Source organism: Acidimicrobiales bacterium (assembly GCA_036399815.1).
Lineage (GTDB): Bacteria > Actinomycetota > Acidimicrobiia > Acidimicrobiales > DASWMK01 > DASWMK01.
In genome coordinates this window covers 36092-53458 of record DASWMK010000010.1, presented here as the reverse complement: position 1 = coordinate 53458, position 17367 = coordinate 36092, and the positions used below count along the sequence as shown (strand labels likewise).

The following is a 17367-nucleotide window of genomic DNA, read 5'->3' as shown; positions in this document are numbered from 1 at the left end:
GCCAGGGTGGCGGTGGACGCCGCCGCCGGCCTGGCCGGCCCGGCCGGGCTGGCCCTCGCCGGCACGTGGTGCGCGGGCGGGCGGTGGTTCGCCCGCCTGGACGCCGTCAGCCGGTCGTGAACGTGGTCGCCCCGTCGACGTCCTCGACGGTCACGACCACCCGCCGCAGCGGCAGGTCCGGCCCCTCGAGCAGGCAGTCGAACGTGCCGCCCGGCTCCAGCACCAGCACGGGCCGGTCGCCGCAGTAGAGGCGGAGGTGGGCGCCCGCGTTCTCCGCCGCGATCGCCTCCTGGAGCTCGGCCGTCTTCTCGACGACGTCGATCACCGCCGCCGTCGCCTCGAACGTGACGTTGCCGTCGCCGTCGTCCTGGGTGGCCTCGACGGGCAGCTCCTGGCCGGCCACCGTCACCCGGCAGGTGAACGTGCCGCCGTCCTCCATCGCCACCTCGTCGGGGCAGGCGACCTCGTCGACGGCGACCCCGTAGTGGCGGGCGATCTCGCTGCGCAGGGCCGACTCGGCCTTCACCATGTCGAGGTCGTCGCTCAGCGAGCAGGCGGCGAGGAGCCCGAGGAGCGCGATCGCGGCGATGCGGCGCACGGGGGGCGAGGGTAGCGGCGGCTCAGGACGCCAGGGAGACCACCAGCAGGCCCTGGGCGAGGTGGTAGGTGACGTGGACGGCGACCCGGCCGCCGGGCGCGGCGGCGACGAACCGGTCCCAGGCCAGCAGCCCGTCGGAGACGAGGAACAGGGTGGTGCCGGCCAGCGCGGCCGCCTCGCCCGTGCTCCACCCGGCGACGACCATGGCCGCCAGCGCGAGCGCGTAGGCGGCGACCGGCCCGGCGAGGGCCGGCGACCGGCGGCGGGCGCCCCGGACGACGGCCCGCCCGGCCGTGGCCAGCGCGGCGACGACGAGCACGGCGCCGGCGGCGAGCGGGGCGGCGTGGTGGCCGTCGGCCAGGAACCCGGCGACGTAGGCGAGGTGGGCGGCGAGGAAGGCGGCCAGCCCGGCCGTGAAGCGCTCCACGGCGGGCAGGAGGGCGACGTCGCCGGCCAGGGAGGCGAGGAGGGCGACGACGAACCACGCTCTCGCCGCCCCGGACGCGGGGTCGAGCGCGACCGCCGCGCCGACGAGCAGCGCCAGGGTCGCGGGCTTGGCCACCGCCTCCAGCCGGCGGCGGCCGGTGCCGACCGCCGCCCAGTCGGCGACGGCGCCGACGGCGGCCGCCGCCAGCAGGATGCCGGCGGCGGCCGTCACGGCGCCGAGGTCAGGCGTCGAGGGGGATGACGCAGGTGAAGCGCTGCCCGGTCGGCTGGGCCGTCACCGAGCGGGCGGCGGTCGGCAGGGCCGAGCCGACGGCGGCCGGCACCCACACGCCAGGGTCGTCGGCCTGGGCCGCGGTCGGGTCGAAGCGGAACACGTCGAGGCCCCGGGCGATGTCGTTGCCGAACAGGTAGAAGGACCCGTTGGCGGCGATCGACGGCGTCTTGGCCGACCACGTGTTGGCGTCGTCGAAGACGTAGTAGGCGATCTCCTCGATGGGCGACGCCGTCTGGCCCTGGGTGACCGACCCGAGGCCCGAGATGTCGAGCACCCGGACGCCCATGCGGTACCAGGCGATCGTCATGATCCCCTCGTCGGGGTGCATGCGCAGGACGTGCGAGGTGCAGCCCCGGCCGTCGGCCGCCGTGACCGCGGAGATGAACCAGGCGCCGAGCTTGACCGGCGCCGTCTCGCGGGGCCCGGTGACGTCGTAGATGTGCAGGCCGCCGCCCGGGCAGGGGGCGTTGCCGCCGCCGTTCACCTCGTCGGTGACGACGAGCAGGGTGCGGATGCCGAGGACGGGGTCGGTGACGGTGACCGGGTCGGCCTGGTGGTGGATCTGGATGGTCGGGTCGACGATGCGGCCGATCACCGACGGGTTCTCCGGGTCGGTCGTGTCGAGGATGACCGTGTGGTTGAGGGCCGCCGAGTACGCCCTCGTCCCGGCCTCGTTGAACGTGATGTCGTGGCTGTCGGACCCGCCGGTGAGCGTGATCGTCCGTACCTTGACCGGCGAGCGCAGCCGCGCCCCGCGCAGGTCGAACACCTCGATCGTGCCGTTGCTGTCGAAGTCGCTGTTCGAGTTGTAGAGGAAGCTGCCCGACGGGTGGATCGTCGTGTTGTGGCTGCCGGTCGGCTCCTTGACGAAGCCGACGGCCTTCACCCGGTACGGGTTCGTGACGTCCACGATGACCGAGCCGAGGCCGTTGCCGACGTTGACGCCGAGGGCGGTGAGCTGGGTGTAGCAGGCCGAGCCGAGCGTGACGCCGTAGTCGGCGGCGTAGATGACGAGCGTGCGGGTGCCGCGCCGGAAGACCTGCACGTCGCCCTGGCTCACCCGGCAGTCGTACACGCGGGGCGCGCTCGGCCGGCGGGGGTTGGTGACGTCGACGATCTGGAGGCCGCGGCCGAGGCTGCCGGCGAGGGCGAAGGTGTGCACGCCGGTGGCGCCGCCCGAGCCCGGGAGGCCGGTGACGTCCACGGTGGTGAACTCGATGTCGCTGCCGCCGCCGCCCGGGGCGGACGGGCCGCCGGTCAGCGGGACGTGGGCGACCGGCGTCAGGTTCGGGCTGCCGCTGCCGGCGGCGGCGGTCGAGCCCGTGGCGGTGGCCGCGGCTGGCAGGCCGACGAGGCCGGCGACCAGCACGGTCGCCGCCGCGGCGCGGCGGAACAGGCGCATGTTCGGAGATCCCCCTCCCGGGCGCCGGCTGGCCGCCGGCGCGGTCCCCTGATCCTAGGCCGGGCGGGGCGGGAACAGTGCGGCCGGATCGCTGGCCGCCGGGTCGTCCCACGGCAGGCCGGCCTCGAGCCGGGCCCGGTAGGCGGCGACGGCCCTGGCCTTGTTGACGCCGAGCACGCCCGCCACCATCCCGTCCCGCTCGCACACGGCGACGAAGGCCCGGTCGGCCGGCGACCCGTCGACCACCCTCGTCTCGCCGTGCGGGTCCCACCAGCCGGCGACCTGGAACTTGCGGTCGTACTGGTCGCTCCAGAACCACGGGACGGGGCGGAACGGCTCGCCGGGGCCGTCGCCGGCCAGCAGCCGCCTGGCCGCGTGGCGGCCCTGGGCGATGGCGTGGTCCCAGTGCTCGACCCGCACCAGCGCGCCGGTGATCGGGTGGGGCCAGCGGGCGACGTCGCCGGCGGCCACCACCCACGGCGCCGCAAGGCAGGTCTCGTCGCACACGACGCCGTCGGCCAGCGGGAGCCCCGACTCGTGCAGCCAGCCCGTGTCGGGCGTGACGCCGATGCCGACGACGACGACGTCGGCGTCGACCACCGTGCCGTCGCCGAGGCGCACGGCCTCGACCCGGCCGTCGCCCTCGAAGCCGGCCACCCCGACCCCGCAGCGCACGTCGACGCCGTGGTCGCGGTGCACGTCGGCCACGAACCGGCCCATCTCCTCGCCGAGCACCCGGATCATCGGCGCCGGGAGGGCCTCGAGGATCGTGACCTCGAGCCCCCGGGTGCGGGCCGAGGCCGCCACCTCGCCGCCGATGAACCCGGCGCCGACCACGACCACCCGGCGGGGGCCGGCCTCGAGCTCGGCCCGCAGCGCCATGGCGTCGTCCAGGGTCCGCAGCACGTGCACCCCGGCCATCCCCTCGGTGCCGGGCAGGCGCCGGGGGACGGCTCCGGTGGCGATCACCAGGCCGTCGAAGTCGAGGGCGCGGCCGTCGTCGAGCTCGACCCGGCGGCCGCCCAGGTCGAGGTGGGTGGCCCGCCGGCCCGCCTCCCACTGGACGTCGAGGGCGGCCAGCTGGTCGTCGGAGCGCAGCGTGGTCCGCTCCGGCCCCCACTTGCCGGTGAGGACCTCCTTGGACAGCGGCGGCCGGTCGTAGGGCCGGTGCGGCTCGCCGTCGACGACGACGACCTCGCCGTCGAACCCCGCCGTGCGGAGCTGCTCGACGGCGCTCAGGCCGGCGAGCGACCCCCCGACGACGACGACCGACCGCACAGCCCCCGGTCAGCCCTCGATCGTGATGGCGTGCCGGGGGCAGACCCTGGCCGCCTCCTCCACCTTCGCCCGCAGCTCCTCGGGTGGGCTCTCCTGGAGCACGTACAGGAAGTCGTCGTCGCGCACCTCGAACACCTCGGGCGCGGCCACCATGCAGCGAGCGTTCGACTCGCACAGGTCGAAGTCAACGACCACCTTCACCGTTCAACCCCCTCTTCCGCCGTCGTCGAGGCGAGCGTATCCGCGCCTCAGGCGCCGAACAGCCCGAGGGCGTCGTCGAGCGACCACGTCGCCCAGGCGTGGGCCCCGAGGACGACGACCGAGATGAGCGCCATCATCGCGTTCTGCCCCTGCTCGGCCCAGTCGTGGACCATCAGCGTGAAGTACAGGACGTTGAGCACGAGCCCGCCGACGGCGGCGATCGGGGTGAGGAAGCCGAACACCAGGCCGAGGCCGATGGCCAGCTCGGCCCACACGACCACGTGGGCCATGACCTTCGGGCGGGGGGCGACGACCCGCTGGAAGCCGGTGCGCACGAACCCCCAGCGGTGCTTCTCGGCGACCGACGACGCCCACGCGATCCCGGTCCCCCGCTCGAACCAGCCCCGCTTGTCCTTGTGCCGCCAGCTCTCGAGCCACCACAGGCCGAGGCCGATCCGGAGCACGGCGAGCCACTCCCAGACGTCGAGCCACGTGGTGCGCATGGCGGCACCCTACGCAGCCCGCTACCCTTCCCGCCCCAAGCCCCGCACGGTGGACCCCCCGGTCCTCGCCGTTCGGGGCTCGTCGTCGCGCGTGCGCGAGGAAGGAGGGCAGGTGAGCGCCCACCCCGACCTGGACGAGGAGCAGGCCCACCTCGACCGGGCCTACGAGTGCCTGGCCGCCATGCGGGAGCGCACGGCGCGGATGGCGGCGGCCGACGACCTGAGCGCCGGGGCGGTCGACGGCGCGATCGCGGCCTGGCACCTGCGCCGGCGGCTGGCGACGATGGACGAGGCCGGCACGGTGCTGTGCTTCGGCCGCCTCGACACCGAGGACGGCGAGACGTTCCACGTCGGGCGGCGCCACGTGGAGGACGGGTCGGGCGAGCCGGTCGTGGTCGACTGGCGGGCGCCGGTCAGCACGCCGTTCTACCGGGCGACGGTCCGCGACCCCATGGGCCTCGACCGGCGGCGCCGGTTCCTCGTCGAGGCCCGCCGGGTGGTCGACCTGTTCGACGAGCGCTTCGACGACCCCGACTCGGTGACCGGCGGCGGCGTGCCCGACCCCCTCCTCGCCGAGCTGGAGCGGGCGAGGACGGGCGAGATGCGCGACATCGTCGCCACCATCCAGGCCGAGCAGGACGTGGTCATCCGGGCCCCGCTCGACACCCTCCTCGTCGTGCAGGGCGGCCCGGGCACGGGGAAGACGGCGGTCGGCCTCCACCGGGCCGCCTTCCTCCTCTACGAGCACCGGGGCGTGCTGGAGGAGCAGCGGGTGCTCGTCGTCGGCCCGAACCGGGTGTTCCTGCGCTACATCTCGGCCGTCCTCCCGTCCCTCGGCGAGACGGCGGTCGTGCAGGCCACGGTCGAGACCCTGGCCGGGGCCCGGTGGCGGGTGCGGGCCGAGGACGGCGCGGCCACCGCCACCCTGAAGGGCGACGCCCGCATGGCGACCGTGCTGGCCAGGGCGATGCACCAGCACCTGGCCCCGCCCGACGGCGACGTGGACGTCGTCCTGACGTCGGGCCGGGCCAGGGTCCCGGCGGCCGACGTGGCCGAGGTGATGGCCTCGACGGTGGAGCGGACGGGCACCTTCGCCGCCGGCCGGGAGGTGTTCCGGGGCCGCATGCACCGCCTGGCCTGGGACGTCCACCGCCGCCAGGCCGCGCTGCCGGCCCCCGAGGACCGCTTCCTCGAGGAGCTGCGGGCCGACCGGGCCTTCGCCGCCGCCGTCGGCCGGATGTGGCCGGCGCTCAGCGCCGCCGCCCTCGTCCGCCGCCTCCTCTCCAACCGGCGGGCCATGGCCCGCGCCGCCGAGGGGGTCCTCTCCCCCGCCGAGCAGGCGCTGCTGCGCCGGCCGGCGGCCAAGCGGGTGGACGACGAGCCGTGGACGGCGGCCGACGTGCCCCTCCTCGACGAGGCCGAGGCCCTGCTGAACGGCGTGCCCGCCACCTACGGGCACGTGGTCGTGGACGAGGCCCAGGACCTGTCGGCCATGGCCCTGCGGATGGTGGCCCGCCGCAGCCCGACCGGGTCGCTCACCGTGCTCGGCGACCTGGCCCAGGCGACCAGCCCGTGGGGGCAGGACCGGTGGGAGGACGCGCTCGTCCACCTCCGGGGGCCGGCCGAGGCCCGCATCGAGGAGCTCGGCCTCGGCTACCGGGTGCCGGGGCCGATCCTCGACGTCGCCAACCGGCTGCTGCCCGAGGCCGCGCCCCACGTCCGCCCCGCCCGGTCGGTGCGCACGGCCGGCGACCCGCCGGCGGTCGTCACCGCGCCGACCCCCGGCGACCTCGTCCCCGCGGCGGCGAGGGCGGTGGCGGCGGCGGCCGAGCGGTGGTCGTCGGTCGGCGTGATCGCCGTCGCCGAGCACCTCGGGCCGCTCGAGGCCGCGCTGCGCGACGCCGGCGTGGCCGTCGGGTCGGGGCTGCGGGTCGGCCTCGGCGAGCGGGTCACCCTGCTCCCGCCGGCGGCGGCGAAGGGCCTCGAGTTCGACGCCGTCGTGGTGGTCGAGCCGGCCGCCGTCGTCGCCGCCGAGCCGAGGGGGGTCCGAGCCCTCTACGTGGCCATGACGAGGGCCGTGCAGCACCTCACGCTCGTGCACGCCCGGCCGCTGCCGGGGGCCCTGCGGGGGGCGGCCGCCGCCTGAGCGGGCGGCCGCCCCCCGGCCCCGCCCGCTACGGGCTGGACTGCTGGCAGAGCTCGGCCGGGTCGCTCCGCTGGCAGACGTTGTGCTTGATCATGTTGACCCCGGCGGCACCGCTGGCGTCGATGTCGTTCGGGAGGTTGCGGCGGGCCGTGTTGAAGCGGATGACGTTGGCGGCCGCCACGCCGCCGCCGAGCTCGGTGGCGTCGGCGAGGACGATGCCGCCGCTGGCGATGGACGGGTTGCCGCGCCCGTCGTGGTCCTGGACGGTGTTCTCCTCGACGGTGGTGCTCTGGGCGCCGAGGAGGACGATGCCGGCGCCGGCCACCGGCGGGTCGCCCTCGTCGTCGGGCGTGCACACCTCGTCGTTGTGCGAGGCGACGTTCTCGGTGATCCGCCAGCCGGCGGTGTTACCCACCCCGTTCGACGGGGTGTCGAGGAACATGAAGCCCGAGCAGTTGTCGACGGCGGTGTTGCCGCTGACCGTGCCGCCCAGCGCGTCCCTGACGAACAGGCCGAACAGCCCGTTGCCGGCGGCGTAGTTGCCGGTGACGAGGTTCCCCGGCCCCGTCGTGTCGCCCAGGTAGAGCCCGGCCTCGGAGCTGCCCTCGACCCGGTTGGTGCGGAACGTCGTGCGCTGCGAGCTGAAGGCGGCGATGCCGTACTCGCCGTTGTCGACGGCCCGGTTGTCCTCGATCGTCACCCGGTCGCCGAACAGGGCCAGGATGCCGGTCCCCGGGAAGTTCAGGACCGAGAAGCCCGACACGCGCACGTTCGAGATCTGGATGGTGCCCTGCTCGTTCACGCCGGCGAAGATGCAGATGCCGTCGCGGCTCGGCTGGCCGGGCCCGTCGGCGCAGTTGTTCGGCCGCAGCTGGCGCGGCGGCTTCAGGACGGCGTTCTGGCCCCGCAGCGTGATGTTGTCCTCGTAGATGTTGAGCTGCTCGCGGTAGACGCCCGCCTCGACCACGACGACGTCACCGGGGTCGGCCCGGTCGATGGCGGCCTGGATGGACTGCCCCGGGCCGACGACGATCGTCGCCGCCGCGGCCGGTGACGCCAGCGCGACCGGCATCCCCAGGCCAGCCGCGAGGCCGGCTCCCAGCAACCGACGTAGCCGCATCAGTGCTCCTTCGTCGTCGTCGGACAGGCCGCCGCCCGGGGCGGAACGTAGCGCCGGCTACGGCGACGACGCGCGCCGGGCGCGGTAGGCGCGGGCCAGCGCGCCGACGGCGTCCGGGGGGACGGGGACGGCGGCGCCGAGCGCCGACGCGGCCCAGGCGACGTGGGCCACCCGCTCCACCACCGTGGCCACGTGGAGGGCGTCGTCGGGGTCGCGGCCGACGGCGACCAGGCCGTGGTTGGCGAGCAGCGCGGCGCCCCGGTCGGCCAGGTGGCGGCAGGCCTCCTCCCCGAGCGCGGCCGACCCGGTCGCGCGGAAGCCGCACACCGGCACGTCGCCGCCGACGAACAGCACGGCCTCCTCGATGACGGCGGGCACGGGCCGGCCGACGACGGCGAACGCGCTGGCGTGGACCGGGTGGGCGTGCACGACCCCGTGCACCTCGGGGAAGGCGCGGTAGCAGGCGAGGTGGAGGGCGAGCTCGGAGGTCGGCGGGCGGCTCCCGTCGACGACGGTGCCGTCCCGGTCGACGACGACCAGGTCGGCCACCTCCATCGGCCCGTACGGCAGCGACGACGGGGTGGCGCACACCGTGCCGTCGGCCAGCCGCCCGGAGACGTTCCCGGCCGTGCCGGCGACGAGGCCGGCGGCCAGCATCCCCTTGGCCGCGGCGAGGACGTCCTCGGGGGTGACGGTCAGCGCTCGACCACCGCCTCGGCCTCGATCTCGACCACCCAGCGGGGGTCGACCAGGCCGGCGACGACGACCATGGTGGACGCCGGGCGGACCTCGCCCAGCACCTCGCCGTGGGCCCGGCCGACGGCGTCGGCCACGGCCGCGTCGGTGACGTACATGCGGGTGCGGACGACGTCGGCCAGCGAGGCGTCGGCGGCCAGCAGCGCGGTCTCGATGATCTCCAGGCACCGGCGGGCCTGGTCGCCCGGGTCGGGGGCGCAGGACCCGTCGGGCCAGATCGGCCCGGTGCCGGCCACGACCACCCGGTCGCCGACCCGCACGGCCCGGCTGAAGCCGATCACCGGCTCGTAGGGCGACCCCGACGACACCCGGCGGCGGTCGCTCACGGCTCCACCACCACCGGGTCGCCGGTGCGGACCTCGCCGTCCTCCAGCACGGTGGCGTAGACCCGGCTCCAGCCCGGGTGGCGCTCGTGGCGCATGCGCATGGGGTCGCCGCGGAGGAACCAGCGGGCGTTCTGATGGCACGGCGTGGCGTAGGCGGTGACGGCCAGCAGGGCGCCGCCGGCCCGCAGCTGCACGCCGGGCCGGACGGTCGACCAGTCGAGCCCGGCGACGGTCAGGTTCTCGCCGGTGGCGCCCGGGAACACCTCGTGCCCCTCGGCCCGCAGCGCGTCGATCCGCTCCAGCGACCACAGGCACACGGCCTGCCAAGTCGTGCCGTGCAGGCGCCGGGTCGCCTGGCGGTCGCCGGCCAGGCCCCGCCGCCCGATCCGGGCCGACGGCACCGGCTCCTTCGGGACGCCGCCCCGGTTGACGCTGACCTGGGCCACCGAGCCGGTCGCGGTCGGCGCGCCGGCGCCGGCGTCGCGCAGGGCCCGGCCGGCGAGCAGCGGGTGGTGCTCGGCGGCGTGGGCGGCGTGGCGCAGCACCCAGGCGGCGTCCACCTCCACCCCGTCGACGGTCGCCGTGCGCCGCCACCCGTCCCGGCCGAAGCCCGCCACCGCCTCCACCAGGCGGGCGGCCGCCTCGTCGAGCGTCTCGATCACGACGCCCACCGGCTCCTCGGCGGCCGGCGGGTCGGGCAGGTCGAGGCGGGCGACCGGCGGGGCGTCGCCGGCCATGGCGGCCAGCACGTCGGCCATCGCCGCGGTGAGGTCCCGGTCCCGGGCGAGGTGGTCGACCGCCGACCAGCGGCCGGCGGTGCGGGCGGTGAGCGCGTCGAGCCCGATGCCCTCGAGGTGGTGGCGCCAGCGGGTGGCGGCCGTGCGCACCGACCGGGTGGCGTCGGTGGTGGTGACGTCGGCGCCGTCGAAGCGGCACCCGGCGCAGGTCTCGACGGGCACGGCCGCCAGTCTGGCCGGTCCCGCCCCGCCCGTGGGCCAGACTGCGGCGGTGGACGACGCCGACCGGGTGCAGGCGCGGACCGCCGGCGCGGCCGACCGCGGCTGGGTGGAGGCGTTCCTCGCCGCGCACCACAGCGCCAGGGTCGTCTCCCGCGGCCGCCTGTTCCACCCCGCCGACCTCGACGGGCTCGTCGCCGAGGCGCCCGGCGGCGACCGCCTCGCCCTGCTCACGTGGCGGCCCGACGGTGACGACCTCGAGGTCGTCACCCTGCACGCCGCCGTCCCCGGGCGGGGCGCCGGCTCGGCGCTGCTCGCCGCGGCCGCCGCCGAGGCCAGGCGCCGCCGCTGCCGGCGGCTCTGGCTGATCACCACCAACGACAACACGGCCGCCTTCCGGTGGTACCAGCGGCGGGGGATGGTGCTCGCCGCCGCCCACGTCGGCGCCGTCGCCGGGTCGCGGCGGTTGAAGCCGGAGATCCCGGAGACCGGCGACGACGGGATCCCGATCCGCGACGAGCTCGAGCTGGAGCTGCGCTGGTGAGCGGGGTGGAGGTGCGGTCGTGGTGCGACGACCCGGCGGCCGTCGTCGACGCCTGCGAGCGGCTGGGCGGCCGGCCGGTGGAGGTCGACCCCGAGCCGGGGGTGGCCGCCCGGCGCTCGTTCTCGCGGGACGGCTGGGTCGTGCACGTGGACGAGGTCGCCGACGTCGGCACGTTCGTCGCCGTGTGCGCCGGGTCGGCGACCGAGGCCGAGGTCGTCACGACGGCGCTGGCCGTGGACGAGGCCGACGTCCTGCGCTGGCCCTACGACCACCTCGTCGCCATGCACGCCGCCGCCGGGACGTGGCGCGCCCGCCTCGCGGCGGCCGGCGAAGGGGCCGGCCGGCTGGTCCTCGTCGACGGCCCCAGCGCGTCGGGCAAGACCACCCTGGCCCACGCGCTCGTCCGGGACGAGGGGCTCCACTACGTGCGCCGGCACACCACCCGCCAGCGCCGCAGCCCCGACGACGACGCCGAGTACGTGTTCGTGTCGGCCGACTCGTTCGCCGAGACCGCGGCGGCCGGCGGGTTCCTCGAGTACCGCCACTTCGAGTTCGGCATGAGCTACGGCCTGGCCTGGGACGTCGCCCTCCCGCCGGTCGTCGGCGGGGCCAGCGCGCTGGGCGTGATGAACCTCGGCGGGGTGCGCTGGGTGAAGCGCCTGCTGCCCGAGGCCGTCACCCTGCTGATCACGGCGCCCAGGGAGGACCTGGCCACCCGCCTGCTCCAGCGGGGGGTGAACACCCCGGAGCAGATCGAGGAGCGCCTCGGCAACGCCGCCAAGGTGGAGCACTACCGCCCCTACTACGACCACGTGGTCGTGAACAGCGAGGGCCGCCTGGACGAGGCCCTCGCCGAGGCGAGCGCCGCCATCCGCGCCTGAGCGCGGCGGCCGCCCCCCTCAGGGGTCAGTCGTCGTCGCCGCCGTGGTCGTCGCCGCCGCCGTCGTCGTCCCCACCGCCGCCGTCGTCCCCGCCGTGGTCGTCGAAGGTCGTGTCGGTGGAGTCGACGTGGTCGTCGTCGGCGCCGTGGTCGTCGAACGAGGTCGGCGGGGCGGTGGCCGCCGGGGCCGTGGTGGCGGGCGGGGCGGCGGTGGTGGCGACCGTCGTCGACGTCGCCGGCTCGTCCTCGTCGTAGTCGTCCTCGCTGACCTCGACGATCGGCACGCCGGCCTCGCAGGTGGCGAGGATGGCGGAGTCGTCGCCGTCGTGGTCGAACCACACCTGGCCGTCGGGGGCCCGGGTGTCGCGCTCCCACCCGAGGTTCGGGGAGGCGTCGACCAGCGCCGGCTCCCCGTCCACGCAGGTGAACGACGCCTGCCCGCCCCTCGCCACCTCGGTGACGACGACGGCGGTCGTGGTGGTCGACGGCGACCCGGCGCCCTGGGTCGACGGGGCCCGCTCGGCGACGACGAGGTCGGTGGCCGCGGCCTGCTGCTCGCCCACCCTCGCGCCGACCAGGCTGACCGCCGACCAGGCGAGCGACGTCGCCAGCACGGTGCCGGCCAGCCAGACGGCGATGAGGATGCTGCGACGGCGCACGGCGGCAATTGTCGCCGACGGGGCCCCCGATCCGGCCTAACGGGCGACTAAATCCCCCTTGTGGGTGCGTACCGTCCCTCGCCCGACGTCCGCGGCCTGCGTACCGTTTCCCCCATGGCCGTCATCGCGTTGATCGAGGACGACCCCGCCATCCGGCAGGCCGTCGCCAGGGCGCTCGACGAGCGCGGTCACGCGGTGCGGTCGGCATCGACCGGCATGGCCGGGCTCCACCAGGTCCTCGAGGACCCGCCCGACGTCGTCGTCCTCGACCTCGGCCTCCCCGACGTCGACGGCCGGGAGGTGCTGAAGATGCTGCGGGCGGTCAGCGCCGTCCCCGTCATCGTCGCCACCGCGAGGGACGACGAGCACGAGATCGTGCGGACCCTCGACGCCGGCGCCGACGACTACGTCGTGAAGCCGTTCTCGGCCGACCAGCTGGACGCCCGCATCCGGGCCCTGCTGCGCCGCTCCCGGGACGAGGACGGCGACCGGGCCATCCAGGTGGGCGAGCTCCGCGTCGACCCCCGCAGCCGGGAGGCCCACCTCGGCGACCGGGCCCTCGACCTCACCCGCAAGGAGTTCGACCTCCTCCACTACCTCGCGGCCCGGGCCGGCGACGTGGTCTCCAAGCGCCAGCTCCTGGCCGACATCTGGCAGCAGCCCTTCGGCGGGGCCGACAAGACGGTCGACGTCCACCTCTCGTGGCTGCGCCGCAAGCTGGGCGAGTCCGCCAACGAGCCGCGGTACCTCCGGACCGTCCGCGGCGTCGGCGTGAGGCTGGTCGACCCCGAACAGGCCTGACCGGTGCGCCGGCAGCTGGCGCTGGCCGCCGCCGCGCTCACGTCGATGATCGTGCTCGCCTTCGTCGTGCCGCTGGCCGTGCTGGTGCGCACGATCGCCGTCGACCGGGCCACGAGCGCGGCGGAGCGGGAGGCGACCGGCCTGATCTCGACGGTGGGCGGCGTGACCGACCGGGAGACGCTCGCCCGGATCGTCGAGAGCAGCGACGCCCGCAGCCCGAACGACATCACCGTCTACCTGGGCGACGGCACCATGCTCGGCCACCCGGCCGACGCCGACACCGACGTGCTGCGGGCCCGGGAGGGGCGGTCGTTCATCGCCGACGACGTCGGCGGGCGCCAGATCCTCATCGCCGTCGAGGTCGCGGGCGGGACGACCGACGTCATCCGCGTCTTCGTCCCCGACTCGACCCTGACGGCCGGGGTGCGGACGGCCTGGCTGCTGCTCGGCGTGCTCGGCGTCGGGCTGGTCGCCCTGTCCATGGTCGTCGCCGACCGCCTGGCCCGCTCGATCGTCGCCCCGGTGCGGGACCTGGCCGGGGTGGCCAACCGGCTGGAGCGGGGCGACCTGGCGGCGCGCGTGCAGCCGGCCGGCCCGCCCGAGATCGTGGAGGTCAGCCACGCGCTGAACCTCCTGGCCGACCGGATCGACGAGCTGCTGACGGCCGAGCGGGAGGCGGTGGCCGACCTGTCCCACCGGCTGCGCACGCCGGTCACCGCGCTGCGCCTCGACGTCGAGAGCCTGCGCCACCCCGAGGAGGCCGAGCGCCTGGCCGCCGACGTCGACGCCCTGGCCAGGGCCGTCGACCGGCTCATCACCGAGGCCCGCCGCCCCGTGCGGGAGGGCGTGCGGGCCGAGACCGACCTCACGGCCGTCGCCCGGGAGCGGGTGGCCTTCTGGGAGGTGCTGGCCGAGGACCAGGACCGCGAGTTCACGACCGCCATCCCCGACGGCCCCTGCCCCGTCGCCGTCACGAGGGACGACCTGGCCGCCGCCCTCGACGCCCTGCTCGGCAACGTCTTCGCCCACACCGACGAGGGCACGCGGTTCTGCGTGAGCATCCAGGACATCGACGGGGCGCCGGCCCTCGTCGTCGAGGACGAAGGCCCGGGGCTGCCCGGTGCGAGCGCCCTCGAGCGGGGCCGCAGCGGCGGCGGGTCGACCGGTCTCGGGCTCGACATCGCCCGGCGCACGGCCGAGGCGGCCGGCGGCTGCATCGTGCTCGGCAACCGCGACGGCGGCGGGGCCCGCATCGAGCTGCGCTTCGCCCCGCCGCGGGCGGACGCCGCCACGGGGGCCAAGCCGTCGGACAACGGCGGCCGCCGCATCGGCCGCCGCCGGCGCCAGCGCACCTGACCCTGCCGGCGCCGGGGTGGGTAGCGTCGGGGGTCCGTCGGCGGCGAGAGGAGGGCAGGCGATCGTGGCACCCGGACCGGCGACGGGCAGGCGGGAGGTGCGGGGCGCCTGCCCGCACGACTGCCCCGACCGCTGCTCGTGGGTCGTGACGGTCGAGGGCGACCGGGCCGTCGACCTCCGCGCCGCCGACGACCACCCGTTCACCGCCGGCTTCCTGTGCTCCAAGGTGCGGGGCTACCTGGACGACCGCGTCCACCACCCCGACCGGCTCCTCACCGCCCTGCGCAGGGTCGGCCCGAAGGGCGAGGCCCGGTTCGCCCCCGTCCCGCTGGACGAGGCGCTCGACGAGGTGGCCGACCGCCTCGGCCGGGTCGTGGCCCGGTGGGGCGGCGAGGCCGTCCTCCCGTACAGCTTCGCCGGCACCCAGGGCCTGCTCCAGCGGGCGTCCATGAGCGAGCGCTTCTTCGCCCGGCTCGGGGCCAGCCGGCTGCTCCGCACGATCTGCGGGTCGACGGCGACCGCCGGCGTGGCCGCCGCCCTCGGCACGTCCTTCGGCGTCGTCCCCGAGGACGTCGCCCTCAGCCGGTTCGTCGTCCTCTGGGGGACCAACACCGCCGTCACCAACCAGCACCTGTGGCCCCACGTCCGCCGGGCCAGGGAGCGGGGCGCCACGCTCGTCGTCGTCGACCCGGTGCGGACGAGGACGGCGGCCGCCGCCGACTGGCACGTCGCCCCGCTGCCCGGCACCGACGCCGCCCTCGCCTTCGCCATGGCCCACGTGATCCTGGCCGAGGGCCTGGACGACGCCGACTACGTCGAGCGCCACACGACGGGTGCGGACGTGCTCCGGGCCAGGGCCGCCGCCTGGCCGCCGGAGCGGGCGGCAGCCGTCACCGGCGTGCCGGCGGACGAGATCACCCGCCTGGCCAGGGCCTACGCCACGACCCGGCCGTCGGTCGTCCGGGTGCTGATCGGCATGGAGCACCACGAGCGGGGCGGCGCCGGCATCCACGCCGTCGCCTGCCTCCCCGCGCTGGTCGGCGCCTGGCGGGACCGGGGCGGCGGCCTCGCGTCGATGACCAGCCCGGCGTTCGCCGCGCTCCGCCGGGACCGCCTGGCCATGCCCGAGCTGGCGGCCCGGCCCACCAGGGCCGTGAACATGGTGGAGCTGGGCAGGGCCCTGACCGACCCCGACCTCGACCCGCCGGTGAAGGCGCTCGTCGTCCACGGCAGCAACCCGGCCGCCGTCGCCCCGAACAGCGGGCTCGTCCGGCGGGGGCTGGCCAGGGACGACCTGTTCACGGTCGTCCACGACCTGTTCGTGACCGACACCGCCCGCTTCGCCGACGTCGTGCTGCCGGCGACGAGCCAGGTCGAGCACCTCGACGTGCTCGACTCGTGGGGCCACCTCGACCTGATGCTGAACCGGCCGGCCGTGCCGGCCCCCGGCGACGCCCTGCCCGTGACCGAGCTGTTCCGCCGCCTGGCCGCCCGCATGGGCTTCGACGACCCGTGCTTCGCCGACACCGACGAGGACCTCGCCCGCCAGGTGCTCGACAGCGACCACCCCCACCTCGAGGGGATCACCTACGAGGTGCTCGCGGAGCGGGGGTGGGCGCGCCTGCGGGTCCCGGAGGACCGGGTGCCGTTCGCGCACGGGGGCTTCCCGACCCGGACGGGCCGCTGCGACCTCGCCGTCGCCGACTTCGAGCCGCCGGTCGAGGGCCCGGGCGGCGACCCGGAGCTGCGCCGGCGGTTCCCGCTGGCCCTCGTCTCCGCCAAGTCCCTCCGGCTGCTCAACACCGGCTACGCCAACGCCGTGCGGTCCTCGGGCGCCGAGCGCGGGCCCGTGCTCGACCTCCACCCGGGGGACGCGGCGGCCAGGGGCATCGCGGACGGCGACCGGGTCAGGGTGTTCAACGACCGGGGCAGCCTGGTCGTCCCCGCCCGGGTGGACGGCCGGGTCCGGCCCGGCGTCGTCGCCCTGCCGTTCGGCTGGTGGTCCGACCCGGCGACCGGCGCCTCGGTGAACTCGCTGACCGCCGACCGGGTCGCCGACCTGGGCGGCGGCGCCACCTACCTCGACACGCTGGTCGAGGTCGAGCCCGCGCCCGGCTGAGCCCGCACGAAGTCGACGACCACGGCGGCGAGCTCGGGCCCCCGGTCCTCCTGGAGGAAGTGGCCGGCGCCCTCGATGGTCGTGTGGGGCTGGCCGGCGGCGCCGGGGACCCTCGCCCGCAGCACCCGGTCGGCCCCGGCCGTGATCGGGTCCTGGTCGGAGAACGCGCAGAGGAACGGGCGCTCGAAGCGGGCCAGCCCCTCCCAGGCCCGGCGGTTGGCCTCGGCGGCCGGGTCGTCGGGCGAGGCGGGGACGAGCATCGGGAACTGGCGGGCGCCGGCCTTGTACGAGTCGTCGGGGAACGGGGCGTCGTAGGCGGCGACCACCTCGGGCGCCAGCTCGGTGCGGCAGCCGCCCCGCACGATGCCGCCGACGTGGAAGTCGGGGGTCTCCTGGCTGAACCGCTGCCAGGCCCGGAACGCCGGCCCGGGGTCGCGGTCGCCGGTGGGGAGGAACGTGTTGGCGGCGACGACGCCGGCGAAGCGGTCGGGGTGCTCGCCCACCAGCCGGAGCCCGACGAGCCCGCCCCAGTCCTGGCCGACGAGGGTGACGTCGCGCAGGTCGAGCCGGTCGAACACGGCCTCCCGCACCCAGTCGACGTGGCGCTGGTAGGTGTACGCGGCGCGCTCGGCCGGCTTGTCGGAGCGGCCGAAGCCGACGAGGTCGACGGCGACGGCCCGCAGGCCGGCGTCGACGAGCACCGGCACCATGTGCCGGTACAGGTAGGACCACGAGGGCTCGCCGTGCAGGAGGAGCACGACCGGGCCGTCGGCCGGGCCCTCGTCCAGGTGGTGGACCCGCAGCCGGTCGCCCGACCCGTCCCCCGCGTCGACCTCGACGTAGTGGGGCTCGAACGGGTAGCCGGGCAGGCGGTCGAACCGCTCGTCGGGGGTGCGCAGCGCCCTCACCGCGCCACCCTGCCACGCGGTGGCGGGCCCGGCCCGGCGACCGCCGCGGGATATGCCGGCTTCGCTACGATCCGGCGGGCAGGGCGACGAAGC

At 76.4% G+C, this 17367-nt stretch carries 18 protein-coding genes; 6 read left to right on the top strand and 12 right to left on the bottom strand.

The annotated features are described in order from the left end of the window. Positions 1-106 precede the first annotated feature (106 nt). The 6 genes from VGB14_00755 to VGB14_00730 are packed head-to-tail and all read right to left on the bottom strand — an operon-like array spanning position 107 to position 4703. Positions 107-598, bottom strand: coding sequence for a DUF4333 domain-containing protein (locus tag VGB14_00755; protein HEX9991432.1), 492 nt, complete (start codon positions 596-598; stop codon positions 107-109). Positions 599-620: 22 nt separating this feature from the next. Further along, positions 621-1256, bottom strand: a complete 636-nt coding sequence (locus VGB14_00750) for a lysoplasmalogenase family protein (GenBank protein ID HEX9991431.1) — start codon at positions 1254-1256, stop codon at positions 621-623. Positions 1257-1266: 10 nt separating this feature from the next. Then, positions 1267-2721, bottom strand: coding sequence for a hypothetical protein (locus VGB14_00745; protein ID HEX9991430.1), 1455 nt, complete (start codon positions 2719-2721; stop codon positions 1267-1269). 54 nt (positions 2722-2775) lie between these two features. Further along, complete coding sequence (locus VGB14_00740; protein HEX9991429.1) at positions 2776-3999, bottom strand: FAD-dependent oxidoreductase; 1224 nt, start codon at positions 3997-3999, stop codon at positions 2776-2778. Between the two features lie 9 nt (positions 4000-4008). Continuing rightward, positions 4009-4200 (bottom strand): ferredoxin, encoded by a 192-nt coding sequence (locus tag VGB14_00735; protein ID HEX9991428.1) that lies wholly within the window; start codon positions 4198-4200, stop codon positions 4009-4011. A 47-nt stretch (positions 4201-4247) separates the two neighbouring features. Then, a complete protein-coding gene (locus VGB14_00730) occupies positions 4248-4703 on the bottom strand; it encodes a DoxX family protein (GenBank protein HEX9991427.1) in 456 nt (151 codons plus the stop codon). A gap of 112 nt (positions 4704-4815) precedes the next feature. On the opposite strand from VGB14_00730, the gene VGB14_00725 reads away from it, so the two are divergent. Further along, entirely contained in the window at positions 4816-6849 is a 2034-nt protein-coding gene (locus VGB14_00725) for an ATP-binding domain-containing protein (GenBank protein ID HEX9991426.1), read from the top strand. A gap of 28 nt (positions 6850-6877) precedes the next feature. Here the strand turns inward: VGB14_00725 and VGB14_00720 are convergent, their stop codons facing one another. The 4 genes from VGB14_00720 to VGB14_00705 form a co-directional block, all read right to left on the bottom strand. Continuing rightward, the gene (locus VGB14_00720; protein HEX9991425.1) at positions 6878-7921 is read right to left on the bottom strand and encodes a right-handed parallel beta-helix repeat-containing protein; all 1044 of its coding nucleotides are present in this window, start codon (positions 7919-7921) and stop codon (positions 6878-6880) included. Positions 7922-8026: 105 nt separating this feature from the next. After that, positions 8027-8668 (bottom strand): class II aldolase/adducin family protein, encoded by a 642-nt coding sequence (locus tag VGB14_00715; GenBank protein HEX9991424.1) that lies wholly within the window; start codon positions 8666-8668, stop codon positions 8027-8029. Further along, positions 8665-9051, bottom strand: a complete 387-nt coding sequence (locus VGB14_00710) for a RidA family protein (protein HEX9991423.1) — start codon at positions 9049-9051, stop codon at positions 8665-8667. Before VGB14_00710 ends, VGB14_00715 begins: the two co-directional genes overlap by 4 nt. Next, positions 9048-10010: an MOSC domain-containing protein gene (locus tag VGB14_00705; protein HEX9991422.1), complete on the bottom strand. Its 963-nt coding sequence runs from the start codon at positions 10008-10010 to the stop codon at positions 9048-9050. The genes VGB14_00710 and VGB14_00705 overlap by 4 nt, the downstream gene beginning before the upstream one ends. Before the next feature lie 49 nt (positions 10011-10059). Between VGB14_00705 and VGB14_00700 the strand changes: the two genes are divergently transcribed. Both VGB14_00700 and VGB14_00695 read left to right on the top strand, forming a co-directional pair. Next, positions 10060-10551, top strand: coding sequence for a GNAT family N-acetyltransferase (locus tag VGB14_00700; GenBank protein HEX9991421.1), 492 nt, complete (start codon positions 10060-10062; stop codon positions 10549-10551). Continuing rightward, complete coding sequence (locus VGB14_00695) at positions 10548-11432, top strand: hypothetical protein (GenBank protein HEX9991420.1); 885 nt, start codon at positions 10548-10550, stop codon at positions 11430-11432. The genes VGB14_00700 and VGB14_00695 overlap by 4 nt, the downstream gene beginning before the upstream one ends. Before the next feature lie 25 nt (positions 11433-11457). Here VGB14_00695 and VGB14_00690 read toward each other — a convergent pair whose 3' ends face one another. Beyond that, positions 11458-12090 (bottom strand): hypothetical protein, encoded by a 633-nt coding sequence (locus VGB14_00690; protein HEX9991419.1) that lies wholly within the window; start codon positions 12088-12090, stop codon positions 11458-11460. A gap of 114 nt (positions 12091-12204) precedes the next feature. Here VGB14_00690 and VGB14_00685 point away from each other — a divergent pair, with 114 nt between their 5' ends. The 3 genes from VGB14_00685 to VGB14_00675 all read left to right on the top strand — a co-directional run bounded on the left by VGB14_00685 (position 12205) and on the right by VGB14_00675 (position 16366). Next, positions 12205-12891 carry a response regulator transcription factor gene (locus tag VGB14_00685; GenBank protein HEX9991418.1) on the top strand — a complete coding sequence of 229 codons (687 nt, stop codon included), beginning with the start codon at positions 12205-12207 and terminating at the stop codon, positions 12889-12891. A 3-nt stretch (positions 12892-12894) separates the two neighbouring features. Then, positions 12895-14247 carry a HAMP domain-containing sensor histidine kinase gene (locus VGB14_00680; protein ID HEX9991417.1) on the top strand — a complete coding sequence of 451 codons (1353 nt, stop codon included), beginning with the start codon at positions 12895-12897 and terminating at the stop codon, positions 14245-14247. A gap of 64 nt (positions 14248-14311) precedes the next feature. After that, entirely contained in the window at positions 14312-16366 is a 2055-nt protein-coding gene (locus tag VGB14_00675) for a molybdopterin-dependent oxidoreductase (GenBank protein HEX9991416.1), read from the top strand. Here VGB14_00675 and VGB14_00670 read toward each other — a convergent pair. After that, positions 16324-17274 carry a haloalkane dehalogenase gene (locus VGB14_00670; GenBank protein ID HEX9991415.1) on the bottom strand — a complete coding sequence of 317 codons (951 nt, stop codon included), beginning with the start codon at positions 17272-17274 and terminating at the stop codon, positions 16324-16326. The genes VGB14_00675 and VGB14_00670 overlap by 43 nt on opposite strands. Between the last annotated feature and the right edge of the window lie 93 nt (positions 17275-17367).

Excerpts from the sequence above, each read along its gene's own strand:
- VGB14_00685 (HEX9991418.1), top strand. The coding sequence starts at position 12,205 with ATGGCCGTCATCGCGTTGATCGAGGACGACCCCGCCATCCGGCAGGCC.
- VGB14_00745 (HEX9991430.1), bottom strand. The coding sequence starts at position 2,721 with ATGCGCCTGTTCCGCCGCGCCGCGGCGGCGACCGTGCTGGTCGCCGGC.
- VGB14_00730 (HEX9991427.1), bottom strand. The coding sequence starts at position 4,703 with ATGCGCACCACGTGGCTCGACGTCTGGGAGTGGCTCGCCGTGCTCCGG.
- VGB14_00720 (HEX9991425.1), bottom strand. The coding sequence starts at position 7,921 with ATGCCGGTCGCGCTGGCGTCACCGGCCGCGGCGGCGACGATCGTCGTC.